The organism is uncultured Campylobacter sp. (assembly GCF_938030815.1).
In the GTDB taxonomy this organism is placed as follows: domain Bacteria; phylum Campylobacterota; class Campylobacteria; order Campylobacterales; family Campylobacteraceae; genus Campylobacter_B.
Genome location: NZ_CALHII010000231.1, coordinates 1 through 6347 on the forward strand (window position 1 = coordinate 1; position 6347 = coordinate 6347).

Consider the following 6347-nt stretch of genomic DNA (forward strand, 5'->3'; position numbering starts at 1 on the left):
GCAAATGAAAAGGGGCTTGAGCCCGCAGACGTCAAAGAGCGCGTCAAAACGGCGTTCATCCAGACCGCAAAAAGACTTTTCGGCGAGGAGTATCTTTACGACAGCGAAGTCGATCCGCAGACCAAACGCGTTAAGCTCTACCAAAAGGTCCACGTCGTCGCGGATGATGATGAGCGACTCGGTGATCACAACTTCATAGCGCTTAGCGAAGCCAAAAAAATAGGCGAAAATGCAGAGATCGGCGATGAGCTAAGCTACGAAATAAATATCGAAAATCTCGGTCGCACAGCTTCTGGCGTGCTGGCTAGAGAGCTAAATTTTCATATACAGCGGCTGCTTGAAGAGAAAATTTTTGAAAACTATAAAAGCAAGGTGGGCACCCTCACCCACGGCACGGTCACCAAGATCGATCACGACGGCACAACCTACGTAGAGATCGAGGATACAAAGGCTTTCATGCCGCAAAAAAACCGCATCAAGGGCGAGAATTTCAAAATCGGCGACGTGCTGCAAGCCGTCATCAAAAACGTAGCCATCGACAAATCTCACGGCATCAGGCTGGAACTTTCGCGCACCAGCCCAAAATTTCTAGAAGCCCTGCTCGCTGCCGAAGTCCCAGAGATCAAAGACGGCAGCGTCATCATTCAGGCTTGCGCGAGGATTCCGGGTAGGCGCGCTAAGATCGCGCTTAGCGCCGTCTCGCCAAACGTCGATCCGGTAGGTGCCACCGTCGGCAAAGGAGGCGCTCGCATCGACGCGGTGAGTAGATTTTTAAGCAAAAATTTGCAAGACGGAAGCGGCGGCGAGAGCATCGACGCGTTTGAATACTCCGCAAGTCCCGAAATTTTGATCACTCGCGCAATGGCGCCCGCGATCGTAAACTCGGTCAAAATAACGCAGGACGGCAAGGCGATCGTCTATGTAAACCCCGATCAAAAAAGCAAAGCGATCGGCAAAAACGGCCTAAATATCCGCCTGGCTTCGATGCTGTGCGGCTGCGAGATCGAGCTTATCGAAACCGGTTCGGCGAGTGAGAAAAAGGTCTCCAAGGAAGAAGGTCTTAAAAATCTCGAAGCGCTTTTCGGCGAGCCGTAGAGCTCGCGCGCTTTGCTTTTTGAAATTTTTCAAGTTGCGCTTTTTATAAAATTCTATTCTTTTAGAATTTTACGAATTATAAATTTCGTCTTTTGAAAATTCTGCAGCAAGGCGGAATTTTGTTTTGCGCGTAGAATGTGCAGAATCTGAAGCGAGCGGCAATTTTGCAAATTCGGTAGCTAGCGAAATTTATAAAATTTAATGCCCTGCAGAATTCTAATATGAAATTTTACGGAGTGCGGAATTTCAAAATTTAGCGTCAAAGCGAAATTTTGACCGAAATTTTACGGCACGAAATTTTAAGATCAAATTTTATTCATGCGCGGATTTGAATTGATGCGATATTTAAATTTACACAGCGCGCAAAATTCTGCTCCAAGTTAGGTCGTGCCTACCACTCGTATAAAATTTCAACGCCGCCGTAATGCCAAAACGCCTTCGGCGCGAGGTATTCGCCTAGGACAGCTAGGTTGAGTTCGAAATACTGCGGCGAAAATTCCGTTATTTTTGAAATTTCCTGCTCGAGCAGCGTCGTGCAGTAGAGGTTCGCTTCGCCGCGAGGTCTTAGCGTAAAACTCTCGCCGACGCGCTTAAGTAGAGAGGCAGCTAAGCGCTCCTTTTGCTCCTCGTTTAAAAATTTCATCCGCGCCACGCCGAAATCTCGCGCATGTGCCAAAAACTCCCGCATCGAAACGGCCGCGACGCCGTCTCGCTCGCCTTCGCCCGTTACCGCGTGCACTATCACGAGCGGACGCTCGCGCACGATCATGCCTACGTGCGAGTATTTAAAATCCGTCGCGCTTGCAATTATGCGGCTGTCGGTGACGTCTCCTAGGCGAAATACGAGATCGCCCGTGCGCAGATTTGATAAAATTTCATCCGGCACTCGCAGCGGCTCTTTGGCGACAGGCGCGCGCGTTAGCGTCCAAAGCTCGCCGAGCCCGCCTAGGGCAAAGATCAGGCAGACGAGAAGCTTTTTGGCTAAAGCGCAACCTTCCATTTGCCGTCTTTTTTGACGAGTTTAACGCTCTCGGTGCGGTTTGTGCCGTTTTTAAAAGACACGACGACTTTCACGAGCGCCGATTTCTCGTCGCTATTTTGCAGCTCGCCCGAGACGCCTTTTAGCCCGTCGCGCTTAGAGGCCTCCTCCTTGCCGGCACCTGCCATTTGCATCAGTTTGCCGTTTATCATCTGCATAGAGCCGTCGTCCGATCTGTCCTTATCGGGTATGTCGATGATATCAACCAAAGTCTTGGAGTCGCCCTCGTATAGAGCTCTGATGAAGTCCTCGGCTACGCCTTTCGGGTCGCTGCCGCAGCCCGCTAAAACGAATATAGCAATGAGCGCGAGTAGAAATTTTTTCATAAGCTCTCCTCGTAGAAATTTTGAGATTCTATATACAAACGATAAATATTTTTTTAAATTCAGATCTTTCTGCTCGGGGGAAATTTATATCGCGTTTGGATTTGCGAAGGCGTATTTGGTCGTGCTTTTGCTGAATTAAAATAGAATTTTGCATTCGAAAGAAAGCTCGTCTTGCCTTGGTAAAATTTTATCTTGCCAAAGCAAAATTTTATAACAGTTTCTGCGAACCGTGTCTTGCGACACACCACTCAAACGGCGCCCAAATTCATTCGGTAGCGTGCGAGGCAATCTTTACTTGTCGGAACTGAAATTTAGCCGTATTTTGCGGCTAAAATTTTAAAATTTCAATGCCGCCTTCGTAGGATTGCTCGCTCGCGATTTAGCTTTTTGCTGCGACGCTCGCGAAATTATAAGGAAATTTTACCCAAATAGGACTATAATCCAATAATTCATTTCATAAAGGAATATCATGGAAACTTGGGCGGCTTGGGCGCTTGCATCAGCACTCTTTGCGGCGCTGACTGCGATATTTGCAAAAATCGGACTCGAAGGGATCAACTCTCACTTCGCGACTTTTATTCGCACGATCATCATCGCCCTGTGTCTCGCCGCATTCCTGCGCTACGCTAAAGCCTGGCAGCCGCTATCGAGCCTGAGCCCTCGCAACTGGGTATTTTTGATACTAAGTGGGCTGGCGACGGGTGCATCATGGCTAGCGTATTTCAAAGCCCTACAAATCGGCAAAGCCTATCAAGTAGCACCGATCGATAAACTAAGCGTAGTACTCGTTGTAATCATCGCCGTGATCTTTTTAGGCGAGCACCCGAGCCTTCGCGAATGGCTCGCGCTAGCACTAATCGGCGCAGGCGTAATAATGCTAGCGTTTAAATAGGGTAAATTTGCTTTAAATCTATCTCTTGTGGTCTGTTTAACCGCTACGCCATACGCTTTGTTGTAAAATAAACCCACTGCCGCTTCTGCAAAATTGCCGCCCTAAACCGCTATATGATCTCTTATGGCTTGACATTTAGCCTACACGATTTCTAGGCATTAGCTGAAACGCGCCGGTACTCGATTTGCCGATACCTTGCTGTAGTTAGGCGGTCTTTAGGGTAATTTTAGTTCTGCTTAAAAGCAGTGAGATTGAAATTTATGATAAATCAGGGATTCGCACCTTAAAATTCCAAAAAAATATCGGCTCGCCGTACCATAAAATAAAATCGCATCCGCAAGTTTAAATCAAACTGTAAACTTCTAAATCTACAGTATAGTCGAGCAAGCTAATTACGCAAGATGCGAATTGAAATCTTGCACACTTCCATAGCTCCGCCTACATTTATACGCTTGCTACGTAGATCATACATTCCTCGCAAGCGCTAGGCTTATAAATTTAAAGCTAAGGTCGGGAGAAATTACTCTTTCTTACCCTTCTTGCCTCTCTTACCTTTAGCCTTAGACGATCCCTCTTCTTTAGCTTCGTCTTTCATCTTAGCCGTAGAGCCTTTTACTTTACCGTCATCGTTCATAGCTTTATCCATGCTATCATCCATTTTCTCTTGCATCTTTTCTGATTTGGCATTTGCTTTGGCTTTAGCAGATTTGACGGTATCTTTGGTCTTTTTGTTTGCTTTTTGCTTTACGGATTTTAGATCACTTATATCAGTAGTGCCGCTTACGGCAAGATCATCTTTAATAAGCTCAAATCTTTTATCGCCTATGCCTTTAATGTTTTTGATATCCTCGATATCTTTAAATTTATTATCCTTGCGGTAATCTATAATAGCCTGAGCTTTTGCCTCTCCGATGCCCGGAAGCGCCATAAGCTCCTCTTTACTTGCGGTGTTTAAATTTACTGCTGCTAGCATAAATGCAGGAAGCGATAGAAATAATGCGGATTTAAATAGGTTTTTCATTAAAAGTCCTTTAAGGTTAAGATATTTGTATTGTCAAATAAAACGTCTATTAGCATTGAGGCTTTTGCATACCTATCCCGCGTCAGTGCTAGAAAAGGAATGCGCCCATACGCTATTACGCTATCTTGCAATACGGTAAGGATTATATTTGCAGTGGGCTTAAAGGGAGATAAAATTTAAGTGGATATATTGAAATTTTATCTGCTTCGATCGTTTTATTAATAAATACGTTAAATTTTAGCTTGATCTTAAAAAGCAGATAGGCGCGGATAAAGCTAGATATATTAAATTAACAGCGCTTTTTTGCTCCTCTTTGAAGACCGAAAAGGATAAAGCTAGATAGATTAAATTTAATACCGCAAGCATTGAAACTAGATTTGGATTTAAATCATGTAAAAGACTAAGCAGCAGTATTTATGGAATTTAGCCCACTTGCCACGCACGGAGGCTTTACGGGCGATGTTAGACGCATACAGCGACGGGATACTAGTGTTATGAGAGGCGCGGATACTTTACATGCAAAGCTAGACGAGTAATCTTAGTAAAATTTAGCACATCAATAAGCTTGCTTTTGTAGGACATGCTTTTCTGGGCTTGATTTTTAATAGGGTTTTATATGCTTATAGAACGTTTCATTATATTAATCAACAGCACTTGCCAAGCTTTATTTGGCATATAGTTTAAATCATGCGGAAAGCTTTATAAGTGCCGGTGGCTTTATAATTTAGATATAAAAGCGCGGCAATGTATTAAAAAACGAACGAACGTATAAATCATAAATGAGGCTCGTAGAGGTTAGAAATAAAGATCGCGCCATAGAAGTTAAAAAGCAAACGCAACAGATAGTATTAAAAACGATACAAACAAGCAAATATTATAGAGATAAATTTCAATCCGTATCATTTTTCACTCAATATAAGTCAAATTTAATGCAGAGTTTTGAGATTTTGTATTGTGGCGGAGGGCTAGATTTAAAATTTGTTATTTGCAGAAGGTTCTAAAATTCTAAAGAGGTTATAGAATTTTAAATTTATCAAGCAATATTTATTGGCTAAAAGAAGCGATAAGCTAAAGATACTGAAATAGAATTTAAATTGAAAATTGCATGGAAAGTTATGAGATTCTAACAAAGCCTGCAGCGACCTACTTTCCCTGTCCGAGTAACGGATAGTATCATCAGCCAGGACGAGCTTAGCTTCTTGGTTCGAGATGGAGCAAGGCGTTTCCTCGTCTGTATAGCCACAGGCAGTGTTAAATAAGGGATTGCTTTTATTGTTTGATAGTAATATCTTGCAAATACGTTACGAATTTCAGCCCCGTAGCATAGAAGCCTTACTCGTTCCTGTCTATTCGCCTCATATCAAAAATACTTCGTAATCTACCTTGGATTAATCACATAGATTACGGATATCTTTTATAATCTCTTATTTAACACTGCGTTCATCGTTAAAGTCAGATCTTATTTTATAAAAACAAAAGTTGATAAGGCATAGTAAAAATTTACTATTTCGAATTGAGAACTAATTTTTTGCTAGGCGAGGCAAACGAGCAAAGACGAGGGAGCATACGTATGGTATGCGACCGAAGTCTGCAGCGAAGTTTAACGAAGCATAGTGAAAAATTAGGAATCAATTTTATCCTTAACAAGGAAGTAATGCTTAAAAGATAAGCAAACGAGCTATTAGTACCGGTCAGCTAAAGGACTTTCATCCATTACACATCCGGCCTATCAAACTAGTAGTCTACTAGAGCTCTTAAAAGAAGATTCATCTTGGAGTCGGCTTCGAGCTTAGATGCTTTCAGCTCTTATCGCATCCCGACTTAGCTACCCGGCGGTGCTCTTGGCAGAACAACCGGTACACCAGTGGTCGGTTCAACCCGGTCCTCTCGTACTAGGGTCAACTCTCCTCAATCTTCTTACGCCCACGGCAGATAGGGACCGAACTGTCTCACGACGTTCTGAACCCAGCTCGC

At 43.6% G+C, this 6347-nt stretch carries 4 protein-coding genes, 2 rRNA genes and 1 pseudogene; 2 read left to right on the forward strand and 5 right to left on the reverse strand.

Going from position 1 to position 6347, the window contains the following annotated elements; translation table 11 throughout:
• A partial coding sequence (gene nusA / locus Q0277_RS08840; RefSeq protein ID WP_297997352.1) for a transcription termination factor NusA occupies positions 1–1095 on the forward strand: 1095 nt, incomplete at its 5' end.
• A gap of 391 nt (positions 1096–1486) precedes the next feature.
• Here the strand turns inward: nusA and Q0277_RS08845 are convergent.
• Positions 1487–2095, reverse strand: coding sequence for a YiiX/YebB-like N1pC/P60 family cysteine hydrolase (locus Q0277_RS08845; protein ID WP_297997354.1), 609 nt, complete (start codon positions 2093–2095; stop codon positions 1487–1489).
• Positions 2077–2460: a DUF4878 domain-containing protein gene (locus Q0277_RS08850; protein ID WP_297997356.1), complete on the reverse strand. Its 384-nt coding sequence runs from the start codon at positions 2458–2460 to the stop codon at positions 2077–2079. Before Q0277_RS08850 ends, Q0277_RS08845 begins: the two co-directional genes overlap by 19 nt.
• A gap of 469 nt (positions 2461–2929) precedes the next feature.
• On the opposite strand from Q0277_RS08850, the gene Q0277_RS08855 reads away from it, so the two are divergent.
• Positions 2930–3352, forward strand: coding sequence for an EamA family transporter (locus tag Q0277_RS08855; protein WP_297997358.1), 423 nt, complete (start codon positions 2930–2932; stop codon positions 3350–3352).
• A 781-nt stretch (positions 3353–4133) separates the two neighbouring features.
• Here Q0277_RS08855 and Q0277_RS08860 read toward each other — a convergent pair.
• The 3 genes and pseudogenes from Q0277_RS08860 to Q0277_RS08870 form a co-directional block, all read right to left on the reverse strand.
• Positions 4134–4373: pseudogene (locus Q0277_RS08860) on the reverse strand (helix-hairpin-helix domain-containing protein); the annotation flags it as partial.
• A gap of 1130 nt (positions 4374–5503) precedes the next feature.
• Positions 5504–5620 (reverse strand): 5S ribosomal RNA (gene rrf, locus Q0277_RS08865).
• A 414-nt stretch (positions 5621–6034) separates the two neighbouring features.
• A 23S ribosomal RNA gene (locus Q0277_RS08870) occupies positions 6035–6347 on the reverse strand; the annotation flags it as partial.

Bases quoted from the DNA above. Each gene is read 5' to 3' on its own strand.
- Q0277_RS08845 (WP_297997354.1), bottom strand. From the start codon at position 2,095: ATGGAAGGTTGCGCTTTAGCCAAAAAGCTTCTCGTCTGCCTGATCTTT.
- Q0277_RS08850 (WP_297997356.1), bottom strand. From the start codon at position 2,460: ATGAAAAAATTTCTACTCGCGCTCATTGCTATATTCGTTTTAGCGGGC.
- Q0277_RS08855 (WP_297997358.1), top strand. From the start codon at position 2,930: ATGGAAACTTGGGCGGCTTGGGCGCTTGCATCAGCACTCTTTGCGGCG.